Below are 17915 nucleotides of genomic sequence, written 5' to 3'. Positions count from 1 at the left end.
AGCCCGCTCCCTCGATGTTGAGGGGGTGGGTTTTTTGTTGGGGTCGTTAAGTCGCCGCGTTTAAGGGTAAATTGCGCCCGGTTTGTAGTGCGATGGCGGGCTCCGGTACTTTTTGCAAATAAAAGCCATACGGACGTGGAGGCTGTTGCGTGTTCGAGCGCGAGTCTTTTTTTGCCAAATAAACACGCGCTACAATCAAAAGGATGTGATGATGGCGAATCCACCCTGGCGACGTCTCCTAATGACAACTCTTGTGCTGGCACTCGTTGGCGCAATGGGTTGCCATGAGAGCATCGAAGCGCCCGATAACGCCGACGTTGGTACATGGTTCGATGATGATGAGGGCACTGAGGATGACGCGGACGTGTTCGCGTGCGGCTCTGACACCGCGGTCATAGAAGATGAGGAAGTGCGCGCGCCGACCGTGGACCCGACCGAATTCGAGGTGACCCTGGGTGACACCCACCGCTTCGATGTTTCCTGTGGCGAACCGGGAGCCACGGTGGCGTCATACGCGCTCGCACATTGGGAGGTCGACGGCCAGCGGGAACCCGTGCTGATCGCTGCTCTGGAGCACTTTGGTGGTGGTACGTTCGAGCCCACATATGCCGGAGTGGCGGTCATGCGCGTAAAGACCGGGGAGCTCCTGCACTGTCGGCCCGACGAAGGTATTACACTGGCGGTTACAGGTAGGGTGATTGCCTCATCGAACCCACCAAAATACTGGGTGACGCTGATGCCGGCAGTCATCGACGACACGAGCTGGCTGCCGGGCGAGGCAGGACCTGCGGTAGTGCTCAGCGGTGGGCCGGATGATGCGCAGACGTTTCGAGAAGTGCTGCCTGCTAACGAGGGGGTCTCGCATCGTTCACAAATTCTAACGCGCGGCGGTCAACTCATTACCTTCTTCTCGGAGCGTCAGGTCTTCGTGAGTCTCGATGCTTTGACCGGGGCGCTGAACTGGACGCGCTCTCTTTCTTCGGTGCTTGGGACAGACGACCCGAGAGGCAGTGCCAGCTTTACGGGGTCACGTGAGACTGGTGGCGTGGACGTGACCGTCTACGCCGGGTCGGGGACGTACAGCCTGACGTTGGATCGGTGCGGAGAACGGGTTGACTCAGTGCAGCGCTCAGCGGAAGTCGCGGTGATGTTCCGATCTGAGGATATCGTCGTCACATCGAGTCAGTTTGGAAGCAACAGTCCTCGTGTGACCACCGGTTGGCGTCCCGATGGATCGATGGCGTTTCGAACCGAGGGGTGCCAGGACGTGGTAGTGCTCGCTGCCCACCAAGTGGGGTGTTTTGTTTATGGTGATCGCGGCATCACGGGGATTCGCACCTTTGACCTTCGCGGGGACCCAGTGACGATTCAAGATTTTGAACTTGATGTGGAGGGCTTCGCGGACACGAGCGCTGTTGTCACATTCCGCGATCTGGTGGCGTCACCCGATGTTTTGCTAGTGAGCGCGACCGTGAGCCATCAAGAAGGTGATTCATATTACTCTGTGGTGCATATCGGGCTGTGGAACCCGCGTCGTGGGGAATTGGTCGAGGTGCTTCAGCTGCGCGACCGGTCGTTAAATGTGGCGCCTCTGTTGACTGCGGAGGGGTTGCTCGTCATCCCGGATGGTGAACACGTGCATGTGGTGGAGACTAATTTAGAGGGACTCGGCGCCGCACCCTCGCCGCGCCTGGGGTGGGGAGGCAATGAGAACCGCCATCTGGTGGTGGAAGAGGGCGGCTGAGTCTTAAATTTATTATATAATAATACAATTAAATTGAGGGAGATATTGCGCCGATCACGTGACCTGAGCCGGTACATTCCAACCGCAATGCCGCAACCAGTTGGCGAACAACTCTACGGGTAGCGCTCTCAACACCGGCGCGACCACAAGCGGAAGGATCGCGCAATCGCGAACTTCCAGGGCGCGAAACCAGTTCTTCATCCAGGCCCACATCAACTCTTCCGGCGAGTAGTCTGGCGAGTATGCGGGTAGATAGAGAAGTGTGGCGCCAGTGGCTTCGATGGCTTCTTTGACGTCCGCCACTTTATAAACCTGCCGGTTGTCCATTGCCACGACGTTTCCCGGCTTCAACGTGGGGCAAAGCGAATGTTTTCGCCACTCGATGAAACGCGGACCGTTGAGCGCTCCGTCAAAAGTAGTGTGAGCAGCAACTCCTGCGGTGCCGATCTCGGCCAAAACCGTGACATTTTGGCCTCGCTGGCAGGGCCGATCCCCGATTGGCCTCTTGCCTTGTAACGAGCGCGCGTGTGAGCGACTAAAGGCCAGATTCGAACCCGTCTCATCGAGGATGATGACATTGTCAGGATTCAACTCCCGCATCGGTCCGTCCCGAAACTCTTGACGCGCCTGACGATGTTTTTCGCTCAACGATTCGGTGGCGCGGAAGTCTTTTTTCTTTTCGTGTTAATTTGAGCCGACAAGGCTCCCTCGAGATCGTTGATGTGCTGGAGGGTTTGCCCGTGCGCTTCTCCATCCTCACCCGATACTCCTCGTTGGTTCTGTCAGGTCGAAGGGAGACGAACTCTAGGAGAATCGCGCACTCTCCATCGGTAAAAACGGACTGTGCGCCGCCACCGTGAGGCCTGGGATTGAGGTTGCCGTTTAGACGCTCCAGCGCCAGCCATCTGCCGACGGTCGCAACGCCAACTCCAAAGTCATCGGCGATCTGATTGCGGGTTCGTCCGCCGCGTCGATAGGCTGCAATGACGCGTTCTCGAAGATCCAATAAATAGCCCTTGCCCATATGACATCTCCAGCGAAGAAGTTGACCTCAGGCGAGTGGATCACGGAGCTGGGATCGCGTCAACTGGGCGGCGCAATATTGAGGTCGGCGTTATCGTCGACTCACCACATCAAATATGGGAGTTTGGGCGTGGAAGTTGGTCAATCTGCTATACGCTTAGAATCAACACTTCTATATAGGAGTGACCGCACAAAAAGCCCCGCGCCCTCGGAGAAGAGGGGGCGGGGCTTTTGATTCTATATCAGCGCGTGCACCTGACGTTCAGGCGCGGGGGGCTCAGAAGGGGACGCAGAAGTTCGCCATACCGAACGCTTCCCCGGGGACGCACGATTCTCCGTCAGGGCAGTTGCCTTCAAGGCTGAAGGTTTGAAAGTTGAAGGTAAACGTACACCCGGTGCACATCAGACCGTCACACGTCTGGCCTTCACCGCTGCACGTGCAGTCGGGGTTGCACATACCACAACCCGCATCTCCGCCAGCACCCGAGCAGGTGTTGGTAGCCGGGTCACAGAAGCCCGGGAAGGGGCAGGCGGTCGGGTCGTTGGGATCACAAGAGGTACCGGCGTTGGGGATCTCGCAGGAGCCGCTGGCGGTGCACTCGTAGCCGGCCGGGCAGGCGTTGGGGTCGGTAGTGCAGTCGGGAGCCTGGCCGCAGAAGCCGTCGATGCAGAGCTCGCCGGCGGAGCAGTCGGCCGCGCCCACGCACTCCGAGCAGCAGTTGTTGATGCAGTAGGGGGTGCCGTTTCCGGACTGGCCGCAGATGCCGGGCTGGTCGTTGGAGCAGGGGGTGGCGCAGCCTTGCTGCTGCTCGCAGACCCCGGCGTTGCAGACGCGACCGGCGCCGCAGTCACCGGCGTTTTCGCACTGGACGCAGGCGCAGGAGGCCGCGTCGAAGATGGGGTTGGTCGGGGTGCAGTCTTCCGGGCCGATATCCGAGCAGTTATTAACCTGGCAGGTGCCGGTGTCTTCGTTGCAGTACTCGCCAGACTGGCAGCTCGCGCCCTCAAGGGTGCAGTCGGGCTGGCAAGTGCCGTAGCCTTCCACGCAACGCTCGCCAGCCTCGCACTCCACCGTGGCGCAATCGACGACGGGGATGCACCGGTCGGTGGCCGGATCGCAGAACTCGGTGGTCTGGTCGCAGTCGGCGTTGCTCTCGCAGGTGTCGCTGCTGCTACCGGGGACGCATTCGCCGGCCAGGTTGCAGACCTCGCCCTCTTCGCAGTCGCTGGGATTCTGACACTCGTCGTCGTTGCTGTCGCTTCCGCCGCAGACGTTGTTGACGCAGGCTTCACCGTTGGGGCAGTCGTCCGGGCTGTAGCACTGGGGCGCGGAGCAGGAGCCCTCGGGATTCTCCGGGGTCACCAGACAGATCTGGTCCGCGGTGCAGAACTCGCACTCGGCGACGATGCACAGGCTGTTGGCGCCGCAGACGGTGCCCAGCGCGCAGTCGGTGTCGGTGACACAGGTCGTGGCCGCGACGTCGTCACCGGAGCAGCCGGTGGAGAAGGCCGCGACCGAGAGAACCAGCGCCAGCGAGGCGAAGAAACGGCGCGTACACAGCGCCAGACTTTGAGGAAGAGTCGTGTTCATCATCATGAATCAATCCGGTGTATCAATGCGTCCGCGAAGCTGCGCGGGATCATCCCTGGAGAGCACTGCGGCAAAAAAGCAGACGCAGGTCAGCAGCGAGGCCGTGACGCGGGGGTTCTAGTTGCCCTTGAAGGGACTGTCCACCATACGGGTTTCGCCTTGTAAGTCAAACGCTTCTATGATGTCTTTTCGCCGCTTAGGCCAGGCTGATTCACCTCAAAAACGAACGAAGGCGATCATGCGCAATCTGATTTCGACGGGCTTACGAAAGTTGGTCAAAACTGAGTCGCGTTACCCCAAAGGGCAGCGCAACGCGGTGGTGATTGCCGTGGCGACGGTGAAGGGGGGTGTAGGGAAAACGACGACCGCCGTCAACCTCGCCAGCGCGCTGGCCACCTTCCACGACAAAAAGGTGCTCCTGATCGACCTGGACGCGCAGGGGCATTGCTCCACGAGCTTGAGCTCGGCGCTGCCGACCGCCGGGCCCGAGCCCACGCCGATCAGCGAGGTGCTGCTCTCGGAAGAGCGCCTCGATGTGCTGGATGCGCGACGCTCGACCACGATCACGAACCTCGATCTGACGCCCGCCGACCGCGGCCTGGCCGAGGCCGAGGGGCGCATCAGCCAGAAGATTGGAAAAGAGCTGCTGTTGCGCGACGCGCTGGAGTACGCCCGCACCCACTACGATGTGATTCTGATGGACTGCCCGCCCAACAAGGGCAACCTCACGCTCAACGCGCTGCTGGCGGCCGATCAGGTGCTCATTCCCACCGATCTTTCGCCGCTGAGCGTGCAGGGGGCCGATGAACTTCTGGAGACCGTGCTCACAATTCGGGACCGGCTGCATCACCGTGTCGAGATTTTAGGGGTGGTGCTCACGCGGGTCGATGGTCGTAATGTGACCATCAATCAGGAGATCCTGCAGAGCATCGAGGCGGCCTGGGGCGATCTGGTGCTGGGGCAGACCATCGGCATCAACACCCAGCTTGCGCGCGCGCAGCTGAGCGGGGAGTCGATCTTTGATCACGCCCCGCAGAGTCGCGGGGCGGCTCATTATAAGGCGCTGGCCGATGAGGTGATGGCGCGTCTGGGGTGAGGTTGAAGACGTCATCTTTGAGGACAGAGGTCGGTGTTGCTTGCGCGCAGCCCCGGGCACTTTTATGAGCAATGCGACGCAAGGGCAGAAGGCAGCAGGCCTTGCCCGGGTGTGGTTCGCATCTTCACCTCGTGGATGTGACGGAGTTTCAGCTGATGACGGAGCAAGCGATGGAAAACCCTGTGGGGCTTGAGGCCTTTGTCGAAAACGCGCCCATCTCGCCGGCCGAACGCGTCTCACGCGGCCTGCAGTTTGAGGAGCCGCTGATCTTCGAGCGCAGCGAGCCGGGGCGTCGCGGCTTTGTCTTCTCCGAGAGCGACTGGGACGTGGAGCGGGTCGATGTCGCCGGTGAGCTTGGCGAACTTCTGCGTGAGCACGACGCGGAGCTGCCGGAGGTGACCGAGCCCGACGTGGTGCGCCACTACACGCGCTTGAGCCAGTGGAACTACGCCATTGATACCGGCTTCTATCCGCTGGGCTCGTGCACGATGAAGTACAACCCGAAGATCAATGAGGCCACTGCGCGTCTTCCGGGTTTTGCGCGTCTGCACCCCTACATGCCTGAAGCGTGGACGCAGGGGGCGCTGGAGCTTCTGTGGAACCTGGAAGGTCTGCTCTCGGAGATCGCCGGGCTGCCGCACTGCTCCTTGCAGCCGGCCGCTGGCGCGCAGGGCGAGCTGACGGGGCTGATGTGCATCCGCGCCTACCATGAGTCGCGTGGGGATACGAAACGCACGCGCATCATCGTTCCGGACTCCGCCCACGGCACCAACCCGGCGTCGGCGGCCTTTAACGGGTTCAGCGTGGTGGAGGTGCCTTCAGGTCCTGATGGGACGCTCAGTGCGGCGGCGGTGGCCGCGGTGATGGATGAGACGGTCGCCGGCCTGATGATCACCAACCCCAACACGATGGGGATCTTCGAGGGCGAGATCGCCGAGATCTGCAAAGTCGTCCATGAGGGAGGCGGCAAGGTCTATATGGATGGCGCCAACATGAACGCCATCCTGGGTCAGGCGCGCCCGGGCGACTTCGGCATTGATGTGATGCACTACAACGTGCACAAGACCTTCTCGACGCCGCACGGCGGCGGTGGCCCGGGCGGCGGTCCGATCTGTGTAAGCGACGATCTGGCGCCCTTTTTGCCGGTGCCGCGCATTGAGCGTCACGAGGTGGAGGGCAAGGCCACGTTCAAGCTCGTGCGTGAGGGTTACGACCAGTCCGTGGGCAAGGTCAAAGCCTTCTGGGGCAACTTCCTGGTGTACGTGCGGGCGTATACCTACCTGCGGGAGTACGGCAGCAACCTGCCGAAGATCAGCGAGCGCGCGGTGCTCAACGCCAACTATGTGCGCACGCAGCTCAGCGACACCTACAGCGTGGCCTACCCGGGCACCTGCATGCACGAGGTGGTGTTTGATGACCGCTCGTACAAGGCGTCCGGGGCGACCACGCTCGATATCGCCAAGCGCATGATCGATTTTGGGATTCATCCGCCCACGACCTACTTCCCGCTGAACGTGTCGGGGGCGTTGATGGTGGAGCCCACCGAGACCGAGTCTCTGCGCACGCTCGATGAGTTTATTCTGGTCATGCGCACCATCCACCGCGAGGCGCTGGAGGCCCCCGAGAAGCTCAAGGGTGCGCCGCATAACGCGTTCCGCACGCGTCTTGATGAGACGAGCGCGGCGCGTAAGCCCGTGCTCACCTACCGGCAGGCGCGCGCGCAGCGCGAGGGCTGAGCGCATGTAAGGCAGCGCAGAGCAAAAAAGCGCCTCCCCTGCGGGATGCGCTTTTTTCGTGGCCGAGACGCCGCTTTGAGTCTCACTGGCCTCGGATTTAAGACCGGCTTAGAGCCCCATGACCTTGGAGATGATCTCTTTCATGATCTCGGTGGTGCCGCCGCCGATGGAGAGCAGGCGAGTGTCGCGCCAGGCGCGGGCCACCGGGCCTTCTTCGACGTAGCCCATGCCGCCATGGAGCTGCAGGCAGCCGTCGATGACGCTCATCGCTGTCTCGCCAACCATCATCTTGGCCATCGAGATCTCGCGCTGGCAGGGGATGCCGCGCTCAAAGAGCTGGGCGGCGTGGTAGGTGAGCGCGCGGCAGGCTTCGAGCTGCGTCTCCATCTCCACGATTTTGTGGCGGGTGACCTGGAAGCCGGTCAGGGGGCGGTCAAAGGCGTGGCGCTCTTTGCAGTAGGTGATCGTCTTATCGAGCACGATCTGGGCGCCGGCGGTGCCGGTGAGGGCGCCTACCAGACGTTCGCCCTGGAAGTTCTGCATGATGTAGTAGAAGCCCGCGCCTTCGTCGCCGAGCAGGTAGCGGGCCGGCACCCGGCAGTCTTCAAAGAAGAGCTCGGCGGTGTCGGAGCAGTGGTTGCCGATCTTCTCGAGCTTTTTGCCGACGCTAAACCCCGGGGTATCGGTGGGGAAGAGGATCAGGCTGACGCCGCCGTAGCGGTTGTCCGGGTCGGTGCGCACGGCCAGGGTGATGAAGTCGGCGCGGGTGCCGTTGGTGATCCAGGTCTTCTGGCCGTTGATGATGTAGTCGTCGCCCTCGCGTTTTGCGGTGGTGCGGATGCCGGCCACGTCACTGCCGGCGCCGGGCTCCGAGACCCCCAGCGCGGCGATCTTTTCGCCGCGGATGGCGGGCATCAAGAACTCTTCTTTTTGCTCGTCGGTGCCCAGCTCCCCGATGATCGGGGTGGCCATGTCGCTCTGCACCAGCATCGCCATCGCCAGGCCGGCCATCTGGCTGTGCGGGAGTTCTTCGGCGAGTACGGCGGTGTGCCAGATGTCGCCCCCGGAGCCGCCGAGCTCTTCGGGGTAGCGGCAGCCGATAAAGCCCAGATCGCCCATCTTCTTAAACACCTCGCGGGGAAACTCGCGGGCCGCCTCCCACGCTTCGGCGTGGGGGGCGAGCTCTTTGAGGCAGAAGTCGCGCACGGCCTTACGGAACATGTCGTGTTCGTCGGTAAACTGGGCGTACTTTTTCATGCGGCGTGCTCCGTTAAGAACGTAAGTGTGTGCTTAGATAACCGCAGTTTAGGTGCGCGGCGCGCCGGCGACAAGGAAGCTCGACGGGGAGCTCATTCAAACATGTTGGACATGGCGAAGAAGGCGATCTTCTCGTTGCTCTCCCGAAGTCTGGAGGAGAGGGTGGCCACAAAGCTCCAGAGGATTTCGTTGGCGAGGTCGCGGTCTTTGCTCATCAGCTCCAGAAGGGCGTCGCGTTGGAGCACGCCCAGGTGGCAGGTGCCCCCGGCGATGGCGTGGGCGCTGCGCACAGCCTTGTCGTCGAGCAGGGCCATCTCCCCGAAGTAGGAGCCGGCTTTCAAAAACGCCAGCGCCTCCTCGCCCACCCCGTGGATGTCTTTGGAGATGCGGACTTCGCCTTCCAGGATGATGTAGAGGGCGTCGCCTTTTTCGCCTTCGCGGAAGATAAGTTCGGCGGGTTTGGGGCGCATGGTGGTGGTGATGGCCAGGAGCGACTCCAGCGCGCGGTCGCTGACGCCGGCGAAGAGATCGACGTCGCGAAGGGTGGAGATGTCGAGAAATGTCCAGCTCACGGGCGCCTCGGCGGTTGAGAAGAGCCAGTCCAGTAAAGAAAGCGAAAGGGAAGCGCCTACGAGTGTACGCGCTCGGGAGGGTGGAGCCATAAAAAAATCCCCGACACCTTGCGGTATCGGGGATTTAGAACGTGCCGGGGGCTGCGAGTTATTCGCTCACGCTCAGAGCAAGCCCCGGGGCGGTGAACTCAACGGCGCCATCGTGAAGAAGCTCCAGGACGATGGTGGTTTCGCCGGCGGCCAGAGCTTCGATGTCGATGTGATCGTCGTGGACCCTGGCGGCCACGACACCCTCGGTGCTTCCTTCGGCGACGCTCACCTCCAGGGTGTAGTCCGTGCCAGGCGCGACGGGGTTGCCCTCGGCGTCGGCGATGCTGACGCCGACTTCGAGTTCGTCGCCGACAAAGAGCTCGGGGATCTCGCTATGCCAGTGGTCGCCGTGAACGTCGGCGAGCACCTCATCGTTGGAGGGATCGAAGAGCATGAGCTCAAAGGCGGCGTCGTGGTCGTGATCGTCGTGATGGTCATGATCATCATGGTCGTCATGATCATCGTGATGGTCATGGTCATCGTGATGATCTTCGTGCTCGGTGTTGTCGGTTTCACCGCACGCGGTGACGCCAGCGGTAGAGAGGATGGCGAGCAGGAGGAGGGGGGGAAAACGAAGACGGAACATGATTTACCTCGGTTACGAGAACGGGGGAGTGAGCGGCACAGGGTGCGCGCATGGGATGACATCAACGTCTTTTCGCGGCGTCATGCGCCTCCGAGTGAGGGTATAATGCAAACGCGTTGCGTTTGCAATGTTAGTGCAATTAGATTGCATAAGGAGGCTGAAGCCCGAGCGTCGGGGCCGGAGGAGGGAGGGCGCGTAGAAAAAAAAAGCGCCCCCGAAGGGGCGCTTTGATGAGGCTCAAAGGTGGCGCTGGTTGGTGACGCTCAGTTGGCGCTGACGACGATGGGGAGCGCGGTCGGGGTGTGCATGCTCATGCCGTAGTAGTCGAGCTCCAACACGACGCTGGTCTCTCCAGGTGCGAGTGCGGTGAAGGTGACCGTTTCGACATCGACGCTCCAATCGATGACATCTTCGGCGGCGCCGTTTGTGAGGACGGGGAGGACGACGTGATCGCCCATCTCCATGGGTTCGGCGGATTCGCCAATGTAGAGGACATCAATGGTGAGGGTGTCGCCTACGGTGAGTTGCAGGGGATCGCCGGAGTAGGTGTCACCCTCGATGGAGGTGATGAGCGTGTCGTCGTCGGCGTTGACGATGTCCACGCGGGAGATGTCGCCGTGATCGTGGACGTGCTCCTCGCCAAGGGTGACCACACGGGCGACCAGGGCGGGGGATTCAAAGCGCAGGGTGTCGTCTTCGAAGAGCTGGATGTGGAAGAAGGTCTGGCCGCGTTTGAGGGAGGTTAAGGTGAGGAGGTTATCGTCGAGGCTCAACTCGAGGATGTCTTCGGGGGCGCCGTCGGCGAAGCGGAGCTCGGCGTGCAGGTTGCCGGAGAGGTCGAGCGGGTTGTCCTCGGCGTCGGCGAAGCCGAGCGCCATCGTCAGAGATTGATCTTCGGCGACGGGGGGAATCTCACCGTGGCGGTGGCCGGTGGAGGCGACGACGAGGACGTCGCCGGAGTCGGGGTCGGAGAGGGTGAGGCGGTCGCTGTCGGCGTCTTCGTTGTGATCGTCGTGCTCGTCGCCGTGGTGGTGGCTGTGGTCATGGTCGCCTCCGCCGCAGGCGCTCAGCGGGGTGATGGCGAGGGTGATGGCGATAAGAAGCTTGCGGTACAGCATGGGGTGACTCCGGTGGGGCTTAGAGGGTCAGGCCGAAGACCAGGCGGCGGTGGGCAGGCGCCAGATCGTCGGGGAGGGTCCAGTCGGCGATGCGGGTTTCGAGGCAGCGTCGCAGGCCTTCGTCGAGGGTGTCGGGGCCGGCGTTGAGGCTGACGTTGTTGATGCTGCGAGCCTCATCGAGGGTCAGCGTGACGCTGAGGCGGTAGGTGGTGCCGGGGTCGCGCGTGCAGCCCTGCAGGGAGATGGATTGGTCGCGCGCCCAGGCCAGCAGGCGCTGGCGATCTTCGGCGGTGGTGGGCGGTGGGCTCTCAGGCAGGGGAGGATCGCGTTTGACCGTTTTCGCACGCGAGGGCTTGACGGGTTTTGCCGGCGCGGGTTTCTCAACCTCGGGAGGAGGCTCTTCGGGGCAGCGCTCCACAATGCGGGTATCAGGCTCAGGGCAAGGCGCGGGGGCTTCGACCTCGGCGGGCGGCGGCGCGCAGAGCCGTGGGCCAAGGAGCAGGCCCACGGCGAAGCTCATGGCCATGGCGGCCACCTGGGTGGCGATCTGGGAGGCGCGAGGTTGCATCAAAGGTCAGCGCAGCAGGCGTTGCAGGTAGGCGGCAGCGCTCAGCGCTGCACGGTCGGAACGCGAGGAGAGAGCCTGGCAGAGGTCGATGTTGTAGCCCTGGCCGCCATCGGCGCGAAGCTGGTCGATGAAGGGGCCGAAGTAGGCATTCTCCGAGGGCTCCATTACATCCAGGGCGCCGGCCGGGAAGTTAGGTTCGGCCAGGCAGCGGTCGGCGAACTGGTCGAAGGAGACTTCCTCGGCGCTGGCCACCGGCATGTGGAAGATGCGTGCGGGGCTTAAGCCGGAGGGGCCGGGCAGCGCGAGCCAGCTTGCGAGGTTGGCGTCGTCGGTGGCGCTGAAGTAGGCCGCCGGGTTTTTGCCGTCGAGCTGGCAGGCCTGGTCGCCGTGGGCGCAGGGGCGTGAGGTGCCGGTCAGGTAGATCACCACAAAGCCGTCAGCGGCCTCTTTGAAGTAGGCGCGGGAGTCGGTGATCGTGCCCGTCGGATCGAAGATCGTGGCGCGGTCGAGGTCGAGGCCGAGCGCAGCGAGGTTCTCGCCGGGGACTTCAGTGCGGGTGTCGAGGTGACGCTGGCCGTCATCACCGATGTAGTAGAGTAGAGTCTCGGCCAGGCCGAAGTTCTGGCCGGGCCCGCCGCCGATGTCGTCCCATCGAGGCTCGCCGATATTGGGTTCATCGGGGGTGGGTTCTTCGTCGGGTTCGGGGCGAGGCTCGGAGGTGTCTTCGTCTCCCGGGGTGGGCTCGCGGAAGTTGCTGCCGTCGTTGCGGGGCGTGACCTCGTTTTGCCCGGAGGTGGATGTCAGCGAGGGGCGACCGTAGATCAGGGGCGGGGTGTCGCCCTGGCGGCGGTAAAGCGGCGCGATAGCGACCTGGCGGGTGGCGATGTTGTACTCGCCAAGCGCGTATTCGAACATCTCCATAAAGCCGGCGTAGCCGGCCATCAGGTTGGCCGAGCCGCGGGGAAGGTCAACCAGCACGAGCACGTCGACGACTTTGGGATCGGGCTCCTCGCCGGGGGGCGGGGGCGGATCGATGTAGCGGATCAGCGTGCAGCTGCTCAGGGCGGAGAACGCCAGGGCGACCAACAATACCATTAGTGATAGGCGTCGCATCAGAGGACCTCGGGCTCGGTGGGCGGGGCCTGTCGGGCGTGGGCCCCGCGGCGCAGCGCGTTGGCGTTGTAGGTGGCGACCTCAAAGCCATCGCGTGCCAGGGTGGTGCGCAGTGTTTGAGAGAAGGTACGGCGCGCCTCCAGAAATTCCGCGCGGGTGGAGGGGATGTCCAGCGAGAGCTCGGTGGCCAGGGCCTGTCGGGTCGAGGCGGGCGCGCGCGCCAGGAGGTGATCGGCGATGTCGCGGCGGGTGCCGCGCATAAAGAGCGCCAGCGTCTCGACGGGGATGCGGTGCAGGGCGTTGGCCAGAGGCTCATCCGGCACGTGCATCGCCGCCGACTCCAGAACCATCTGGGAGAGGACGACGTCGGCGACGGCGGGTTTCTTGGCGAGGATATCGCGCAGGATGTCTTCCTGCTCGCGCAGCGCGAGCGCTTCGATCATCTCGAGCATCATGGAGGCCTGGCCCTGGGCTTCGCGGCCGGCGTCGATGAACTCCTCGGCCATCGCGCGCTGGCGTGCGGCGAGCTCGCGAGCCTGGGTGCGGGAGAGGGAGTCGGCGTCGCTGGTCTCCAGAAGAAGATCGCGCCGCTCCTCGCTCTCCAGCCCCTCCAGGTAACGCGAGCGCACCACTGGCGAGAGCCGGGTGAGCACAAAGGCGCGCTCCCGACGGGTGCAGCTCTCCAACAGAGTGGCGATATGCGCCAGCCCCAGGCCTTCGAGAAACTCCCACTCGGCGTCGGTGGAGCCGTCGTCGAGGACCTGCTGGGCGGTCAGGCGCGCGCGGGCCTTCTCGGCGATGGCGTGGGCCTCTTCGGCGTCGAGGGCCTGGTCGCGGCGGGCGACTTCTTCGGCGATGGTCTCCATCGGGGCGCGCAGCGAGGCGTCGCGGCGCACGTCGCTTAAGATGTCGGAGCCGACGAGGCGCACCAGGAGCGCGACCTCGGCGGGCTCGTCGGTGATCCAGGCGCGGAGCATGCGGTTGAGCACCGGGCGCGAGTGCTTGAGCTCGTCGCGAAGTCGGTCGACGTCGGGCATCGCGCGTGGGCGGGCGTCGGGAGCCTCGTCGGCGGGGCGGGCGGGCTCGGGGGCAGGCTCATTGCGGCGATCGGTCAGCGCTTCGAGGCGGCGCAAGATCATGATGATCAAAAAGCTCAAGATCAGCAGAGTGGCCAGGAGCGCGATCCAGGGCAGCGCGTCCTGCCAGAGGGGGCGGCCCTCGTCGGCGGGAACTTCGGCGGCGGGAGCGGGCTCGGCTGCCGGTTCGGGCTCCGGATCGTCAACCTCGGGCATCGGCGGCAGAGGTGCGGGGCGCGGGGCGGGCCGGGGCTCTTCCTGCATCATCGGAGGCATCGGCGGGAGCTGCGGCTCGGGGAAGTCCAAAAACTCCGGGCGCACCTCGATGGTGGGGGCGATGTCTTGCAGGCGAAACTGCGCCATGCGCGCGATGTTGGCGCGGAAGTTCTGCGGCAGCTTGCTGTCGAGGAGCACCGTGGCCTCAATGCGGCTCACCCGGGTCTCGTAGCTTGAGCCGGCCACAGCGTCACCAAAGCCCGGGGTGACGCGGCCGACGGCGCGCGGGGCCTCGACCACCGCGCGCAGCTCCACAAGCTCGCAGCGCCCGGGGCAGAGGCGGCTCAAAAGGCCCTCGAGCTCGGCGCGGGCCAGAGCCTCGGCCTGGGCGCGGGTGCCCTCGATGGCGGCGCGCTCACCGGTGCGACCCTGGGCAAACGCTGGAGACGCACAGAGCGCGAAGGTGGCGGCAAGAAGTGCGAAGATAAGGTGGTGTCGGGCACGTAGCATCAGAAGATCTCCTGGGGGCTTTCCGGCACGGCGTCGCCCGGGGAGTCGGCGTCGGGGTAGAGGCGTTGCACAAGATCGGGATCGAGCGCGTCGATGCGAATGACCACGCGGCGGTTGGCGCCGCGGACCTCGTTGAGCGCGGCCTCATCGAGGGCGTCGACGGTGGTCGTGTCGTAGAGGTCGACCTCGGTGGCCGGGCGGGTGTCGGCAAAACCCTGCACCGACATCCGGCGGCGATCGAGGCCGGCCGCGGCAAGGCGCTCCATCACGTGAATCGCCCGCGAGGTGGAGAGCTCCCAGTTGGAACGGTAGCGCCCGGAGACCACCGGCACGTCGTCGGTATAGCCTTCGATCACAAGACCGTAGGTCGGGCCTAAGTCGTCGACGAGGTGGCGCTCAATCGGCCCAAAGACCTCCAGCGCGCGCGGCAAGAGTTCGGCGCTGCCGGAGTTAAAGAGGAGCGCGTTGGAGAACTGAATCTTCAACCCCTCATCATCCAACAACGTCTGCACCTCGCCGCCGAGGGCCTGCTCTTCAATGACGCGATCGATCTTCTCCTGAACCTCGTGGAGGTTGCCGGCGCGCGAGCCGGTGAACGCCTGGACCAGAAGATCGTATTTGGTCTGGGCGATGGTCGAGATCGAGAGGAGCAGGATCATGAAGGTGAGCAGGATCGTCATCATGTCGGCGTAGCTCACCAGCCAGCCGGCCTGTCCGGTGGGGACGTCTTCGTTAAAGCGCTCCTGAATCAGCTGTGTCACGCGCTCCTCCTGGAGGGCTCGACCGGGGTGAGCGCGGCCTGGCGTCCCTCGCTGAGAAGTTGCTGAAGTTCATGCAGGGGGCGGCGACGCGCGATCTTGAGCATGGCGTCGACGACCAGGTTTAAGTTCTCGGCGCGTTGCAGTCGGCGCTGGCCAATCAGGCGAGCGAGCGGAAGGTAGAGGAGGTGCGCGAGCAGAAGGCCGTAGAAGGTGGTCAAGAGGGCGATGGCCATGCCCGGGCCGAGCTTTTCGAAGTCGCGCATGTTGGCCAGAAGTTGAATCAGGCCGATGACGGTACCGATCATGCCCATGGCCGGGGCGAAGTCGCCCAGGCTGCCAAAGACGCGCTCGCCATTCTGGAAGGTGGAGAGCTCGCGTCGGCCGATGACCAGGGCGTCGAGCTCAAGCTCTTCGGCGTGGGTCTGCTGGAGGAGCTGACGGCCGAGGTGTTTGAACATCGGGTCGGGCTCGCGCTCGATGATGGCGGAGGCTTCGGCGGGTCGCTCGGAGCGGATGGCGCGGGCGAAGGCCAGCAGGTGCTCGACCAGGCGATCGCGCTCGGAGGCCGGGTTGCCGATGAGCGCGCGGCCCAGGCCCTTGAAGGCCGAGCCGATGACGCCGAATCGGTAGGTGAGGATCATCAGGCCGATGGGCACCCCGCCGAGCAGGATGGCGGAGTACATGTTGAAAAAACCGCTGAACTCCTGACTGATGTACTGAAAAGCCGTCAGAAATGTGGCGATGACGATCAGCGCGCCGATGAAAACGTGCATGGTATCTCCGTGCAGGGGGCGCCGGTGAGGCGCGCGCTGCGGGTGAGGAAGGCGTTGTGTTCAGTCGAGATCTTCGGTGTCGGGGCCCTGGTCGAGCTGGCGCAGCGCATCGATGACTTCGCGGTTGTCGGGCTCGATTTGCAAGACCTGTTCCCAGGCCTGGCGAGCCAGGGCTTCGCGGCCCAGAAAGCTCCAGAGGGTGCCCTTCATCATCAGAAGTTGCACGTCGTCGGGGTAATAGCGCTCCAGGTCGGTGAGGTGCACCATGGCCATCTCGTGGTTGCCGGAGGCGGCCAGGCGTTTGATCTCTTCGACGCCGCGGTAGTAGCTGGGGCGGCTTGGAGCGGGCGCGTCTTCGGCGCGGCCCTCGGGGCGCCGGCGCGGCTCGGCTTCCACCTCACCAGCGATGCGGTCGGTGGCGTGTTCGCCGTCGACGAAGGTGCCCTCCCGCTCGAAGTTGGGGTTGGTGCGGCGCAGATGTTCAATGAGTTCGCGGTCGGCCGGGGTGAGCGGGTGATGCGTGGGGTAGACGTCGCTCTTTTCGCCCTCGTCGCCCAGCGGGATGCGCATCTCGTAGCCGGTGGCGACTTCCGGGAACTCCACCTCCCAGTCGCGGGAGCCGTCGCTCATGCGTACGACGTAGCGCTGCGGCGGGATGGAGCCATCGCCCTGGTACTGCGGGGCGGAGGTGGCGGCCGAGGGCACGATGATCGGGGTCTGCGCGACCTCGTTGCTGTTGGCGCAAGCGCTCAAAAGCAGGGCCCCGGCGGCGATCAGGAGTGTCTGGCGAGTGTTCACGTCGAATCCTTCGGTCGAATTACCAGTTGAAGCTGGCGCGCGCTTTAAAGCCAAAGCCACCCAGGTCGTAGCCGGCGTATTCGGTGGGGAGGAAGTACATCAGGCTGATGCCGGCTCCGAGACGGAACTGCAGCACGGCGTCCAGGCCCCATTCTGCGGAGAAGGAGTTGCCCTCGCTGCCGGCGAAGAAGCCACCCACGGTGGGGCCGGTGCGCAGCTTTAAGCTGTTGAGGTTGGGCGGGAGCAGCTCGCGCTGGAAGGTCGCGCCGACAAAGGCGCCGAGCAGGCCGTTGGCGTCGGAGAAGTTGGCAAAACCCTCGGCGCCAACCCCGAAAAGGTAGCGTCGATCTTCGCCAAAACGCTCATAGAGTCGGTAGCCGAGCGCCGCGCCGGTGATGGCGCCGGCCGGGCCGTCGTAGGGGATGGTGCTCATGCCCAGGTAGAGGATGTGGCCGTAGTAGGGGCGCTCTTCGATCTTGCGCTCCAGCTCCCGCACCCGCTCGGCACGGCCGACCACGCGGTCGCCGGAGCGCAAAATCGCGGCGGTGGTGGCGTCGGAGCGGTAGGTCTGACTCCAGAGGATGGCGCCGTCGTCGGCGCGGAAGATCTCCAGCTGCATGGCGGCGACGTTGGCCTCGGGGAAGAAATGAAAGCGAAGGTCGAGGTAGGTTTTGACGCCCAGGCGCTCGGCCTCGCGGCGCAAGTCTTCGTGTTCGGTCAGGCCCAGGCTCACCACCCAGTCGTCGCCTTCGACGCGAGAGCGCATCGCGCGGCAGGCCACGCAACGTTTGATGCGGATGTCGGTGAGGTTGGCCACGGCCGAGACGAAGGTGCTCTGTACGAAGTCGCCAAAATGCATGCTCAGGTTTGGCGACACGTCGAGGTTTCGCACCGCCACCGGGGCGACGACCGACGGGTTGAGGTCGGCGATGTCGGAGAGGGCCTCGTCGACCATCTCTTCGGCGAGCTGGTAGAGGGTGACGCTGTTGGCGCTGGTCTGGAGCTGGCGCGCGACGCTCTCGGAGGCCTGGCGCTGGCGATCTTCGGCGGTGGGGGCCGGTCGCACTCTGGCTTCGTTGCTGGCGGGTTCCGCCGCGTCATCGCCCTGCTCGGCCTCGTCGCCCGAGGTGTCCTCGGAGGCGGGGGCGTCGTCCAGGCGAAGTTCATCGGCGGATTGTGCCCACGCCGGCGAGGCGATGGCGAGCAATCCGCAGAGCGTGAGCAGAGCCAGCGTGACGGAGGCTGGTGCACGGCGCGGGAGGTTTTGGCGTGAATTCAACATCATCA

The 17915-nt window shown here is 64.1% G+C and carries 17 protein-coding genes; 3 read left to right on the top strand and 14 right to left on the bottom strand.

Annotated features, from left to right (window positions below; translation table 11 throughout):
- The first annotated feature begins 253 nt into the window (after positions 1-253).
- Entirely contained in the window at positions 254-1744 is a 1491-nt protein-coding gene (locus FRC96_RS09275) for a hypothetical protein (RefSeq protein ID WP_146974209.1), read from the top strand.
- Positions 1745-1798: 54 nt separating this feature from the next.
- Here FRC96_RS09275 and FRC96_RS09270 read toward each other — a convergent pair whose 3' ends face one another.
- The 3 genes from FRC96_RS09270 to FRC96_RS09260 form a co-directional block, all read right to left on the bottom strand.
- A complete protein-coding gene (locus FRC96_RS09270; RefSeq protein WP_146974208.1) occupies positions 1799-2344 on the bottom strand; it encodes a transposase in 546 nt (181 codons plus the stop codon).
- Positions 2325-2768 (bottom strand): helix-turn-helix domain-containing protein, encoded by a 444-nt coding sequence (locus FRC96_RS09265; protein WP_146974207.1) that lies wholly within the window; start codon positions 2766-2768, stop codon positions 2325-2327. Before FRC96_RS09265 ends, FRC96_RS09270 begins: the two co-directional genes overlap by 20 nt.
- A gap of 276 nt (positions 2769-3044) precedes the next feature.
- On the bottom strand, positions 3045-4358 hold the full coding sequence (locus FRC96_RS09260; protein ID WP_146974206.1) for a hypothetical protein: 1314 nt from the start codon (positions 4356-4358) through the stop codon (positions 3045-3047).
- 238 nt (positions 4359-4596) lie between these two features.
- Here FRC96_RS09260 and FRC96_RS09255 point away from each other — a divergent pair, with 238 nt between their 5' ends.
- Entirely contained in the window at positions 4597-5454 is an 858-nt protein-coding gene (locus tag FRC96_RS09255) for a ParA family protein (RefSeq protein ID WP_230470065.1), read from the top strand.
- A 170-nt stretch (positions 5455-5624) separates the two neighbouring features.
- A complete protein-coding gene (gene gcvPB, locus FRC96_RS09250) occupies positions 5625-7190 on the top strand; it encodes an aminomethyl-transferring glycine dehydrogenase subunit GcvPB (RefSeq protein ID WP_146974204.1) in 1566 nt (521 codons plus the stop codon).
- Between the two features lie 108 nt (positions 7191-7298).
- On the opposite strand, the gene FRC96_RS09245 is transcribed toward gcvPB, so the two are convergent.
- The 11 genes from FRC96_RS09245 to FRC96_RS09195 all read right to left on the bottom strand — a co-directional run bounded on the left by FRC96_RS09245 (position 7299) and on the right by FRC96_RS09195 (position 17910).
- A complete protein-coding gene (locus FRC96_RS09245; protein ID WP_146974203.1) occupies positions 7299-8447 on the bottom strand; it encodes an acyl-CoA dehydrogenase family protein in 1149 nt (382 codons plus the stop codon).
- Between the two features lie 92 nt (positions 8448-8539).
- Positions 8540-9019: a cyclic nucleotide-binding domain-containing protein gene (locus FRC96_RS09240; protein WP_230470064.1), complete on the bottom strand. Its 480-nt coding sequence runs from the start codon at positions 9017-9019 to the stop codon at positions 8540-8542.
- Positions 9020-9167: 148 nt separating this feature from the next.
- A complete protein-coding gene (locus FRC96_RS09235) occupies positions 9168-9695 on the bottom strand; it encodes a hypothetical protein (RefSeq protein ID WP_146974201.1) in 528 nt (175 codons plus the stop codon).
- Positions 9696-9958: 263 nt separating this feature from the next.
- A complete protein-coding gene (locus tag FRC96_RS09230) occupies positions 9959-10813 on the bottom strand; it encodes a hypothetical protein (protein WP_146974200.1) in 855 nt (284 codons plus the stop codon).
- 19 nt (positions 10814-10832) lie between these two features.
- On the bottom strand, positions 10833-11381 hold the full coding sequence (locus tag FRC96_RS09225; RefSeq protein WP_146974199.1) for a hypothetical protein: 549 nt from the start codon (positions 11379-11381) through the stop codon (positions 10833-10835).
- Between the two features lie 6 nt (positions 11382-11387).
- Positions 11388-12494 carry a hypothetical protein gene (locus FRC96_RS09220; RefSeq protein ID WP_146974198.1) on the bottom strand — a complete coding sequence of 369 codons (1107 nt, stop codon included), beginning with the start codon at positions 12492-12494 and terminating at the stop codon, positions 11388-11390.
- The gene (locus FRC96_RS21990; protein ID WP_230470063.1) at positions 12494-14296 is read right to left on the bottom strand and encodes a hypothetical protein; all 1803 of its coding nucleotides are present in this window, start codon (positions 14294-14296) and stop codon (positions 12494-12496) included. Before FRC96_RS21990 ends, FRC96_RS09220 begins: the two co-directional genes overlap by 1 nt.
- Positions 14296-15057: an OmpA/MotB family protein gene (locus FRC96_RS09210; protein ID WP_146974197.1), complete on the bottom strand. Its 762-nt coding sequence runs from the start codon at positions 15055-15057 to the stop codon at positions 14296-14298. Before FRC96_RS09210 ends, FRC96_RS21990 begins: the two co-directional genes overlap by 1 nt.
- A complete protein-coding gene (locus FRC96_RS09205; RefSeq protein ID WP_230470062.1) occupies positions 15054-15830 on the bottom strand; it encodes a motility protein A in 777 nt (258 codons plus the stop codon). The genes FRC96_RS09210 and FRC96_RS09205 overlap by 4 nt, the downstream gene beginning before the upstream one ends.
- 60 nt (positions 15831-15890) lie before the next feature.
- The gene (locus tag FRC96_RS09200) at positions 15891-16628 is read right to left on the bottom strand and encodes a tetratricopeptide repeat protein (protein WP_146974196.1); all 738 of its coding nucleotides are present in this window, start codon (positions 16626-16628) and stop codon (positions 15891-15893) included.
- Between the two features lie 19 nt (positions 16629-16647).
- Complete coding sequence (locus FRC96_RS09195; RefSeq protein ID WP_146974195.1) at positions 16648-17910, bottom strand: hypothetical protein; 1263 nt, start codon at positions 17908-17910, stop codon at positions 16648-16650.
- Between the last annotated feature and the right edge of the window lie 5 nt (positions 17911-17915).

It is taken from the genome of Lujinxingia vulgaris, assembly GCF_007997005.1.
Taxonomy (GTDB): Bacteria; Myxococcota_A; Bradymonadia; order Bradymonadales; family Bradymonadaceae; genus Lujinxingia.
The sequence above is the reverse complement of the archived record's forward strand: the minus strand, read 5'-3'. Positions and strand labels throughout refer to the sequence as shown.

What these genes read in the sequence shown, in the direction of transcription:
- FRC96_RS09270 (WP_146974208.1), bottom strand. Translation starts at nt 2,344, where the DNA reads ATGCGGGAGTTGAATCCTGACAATGTCATCATCCTCGATGAGACGGGT.
- FRC96_RS09265 (WP_146974207.1), bottom strand. Translation starts at nt 2,768, where the DNA reads ATGGGCAAGGGCTATTTATTGGATCTTCGAGAACGCGTCATTGCAGCC.
- FRC96_RS09260 (WP_146974206.1), bottom strand. Translation starts at nt 4,358, where the DNA reads ATGAACACGACTCTTCCTCAAAGTCTGGCGCTGTGTACGCGCCGTTTC.
- FRC96_RS09255 (WP_230470065.1), top strand. Translation starts at nt 4,597, where the DNA reads ATGCGCAATCTGATTTCGACGGGCTTACGAAAGTTGGTCAAAACTGAG.
- gcvPB (WP_146974204.1), top strand. Translation starts at nt 5,625, where the DNA reads ATGGAAAACCCTGTGGGGCTTGAGGCCTTTGTCGAAAACGCGCCCATC.
- FRC96_RS09245 (WP_146974203.1), bottom strand. Translation starts at nt 8,447, where the DNA reads ATGAAAAAGTACGCCCAGTTTACCGACGAACACGACATGTTCCGTAAG.
- FRC96_RS09235 (WP_146974201.1), bottom strand. Translation starts at nt 9,695, where the DNA reads ATGTTCCGTCTTCGTTTTCCCCCCCTCCTCCTGCTCGCCATCCTCTCT.
- FRC96_RS09230 (WP_146974200.1), bottom strand. Translation starts at nt 10,813, where the DNA reads ATGCTGTACCGCAAGCTTCTTATCGCCATCACCCTCGCCATCACCCCG.
- FRC96_RS09225 (WP_146974199.1), bottom strand. Translation starts at nt 11,381, where the DNA reads ATGCAACCTCGCGCCTCCCAGATCGCCACCCAGGTGGCCGCCATGGCC.
- FRC96_RS09220 (WP_146974198.1), bottom strand. Translation starts at nt 12,494, where the DNA reads ATGCGACGCCTATCACTAATGGTATTGTTGGTCGCCCTGGCGTTCTCC.
- FRC96_RS21990 (WP_230470063.1), bottom strand. Translation starts at nt 14,296, where the DNA reads ATGCTACGTGCCCGACACCACCTTATCTTCGCACTTCTTGCCGCCACC.
- FRC96_RS09205 (WP_230470062.1), bottom strand. Translation starts at nt 15,830, where the DNA reads ATGCACGTTTTCATCGGCGCGCTGATCGTCATCGCCACATTTCTGACG.
- FRC96_RS09195 (WP_146974195.1), bottom strand. Translation starts at nt 17,910, where the DNA reads ATGTTGAATTCACGCCAAAACCTCCCGCGCCGTGCACCAGCCTCCGTC.